Annotated in this window: 1 pseudogene; it reads left to right on the top strand. The window is 65.0% G+C overall.

The annotated features are described in order from the left end of the window. Window positions 1-769 (top strand): annotated as a pseudogene (locus tag VSR82_RS39880) (glycoside hydrolase family 19 protein); the annotation flags it as partial.

Raw genomic sequence — 769 nt, 5'->3', positions numbered from 1 at the left:
CCATCGTTGGCATCGTGCCGCAGGGGGCAAGTGTCAGCATCGGCAAGACTGACACGGTGCATGGTGCAACGTGGGGCCAGCTAACGGACCTGAACGGAGCAACGCTGTATGCGCCCGAGGCGGGCGGCTACGTCGCAGCTTCCGCGGCGGTGGGCGGATGGATTTGCCTGGGCGCGCAGAATGGCGGGCCGGTCGCGAAAGAGCGCATGCCGGATTCGATGTTCGACCGGGTGATTGTCACGACCAACCGGACGTGCAGCGCGGGCGATCCGCAGGGGACAGCCGGTGGATTTCCCGTCAAGGCCGGTGACCTGATCGGCCACCCTGGCCGCTATGACTCGCTCAACGCATGTACGAGCGGAACGCGGCTGGCGCACATCGAGGTGTTCTGCGACGGGGGCATCAGGCAGTTCATCAAGTCCGGACGCGACTGGGTTCGGGCCAACTGTGCGCACGAGGACCGGTGGAGCGAGCTGGGCCTGTCACCGGAGCCCACCATTCTGCGCGTGGCGCGTGGAACGACCCTCTACCATGACCATGCCAATGGGCGATCCGGCAAGGACCCGAAACAGACCGATGTGGTCCAGGCTTATCGATTTGCCGCGCTGCCGCAGGATGACGGTCACGTGTTCATGGAACAAGACCCAGGCAGCGACGGGACGAAACGGCGCTGGTGGAAGGTGGACAGCGCGGATGTGCGAGGCAACCCTATTCGCGGATGGGTACGTGAGCAGAGCTTCGAGGGCGGTCGCGTGACGCGGGAGTTTTC

This window comes from Burkholderia sp. JPY481 (genome assembly GCF_038900515.1).
Taxonomy (GTDB): domain Bacteria; phylum Pseudomonadota; class Gammaproteobacteria; order Burkholderiales; family Burkholderiaceae; genus Paraburkholderia; species Paraburkholderia youngii.
Note: the sequence above shows the minus strand (reverse complement) of the source record. Positions and strands in the feature narration are given on the sequence as shown.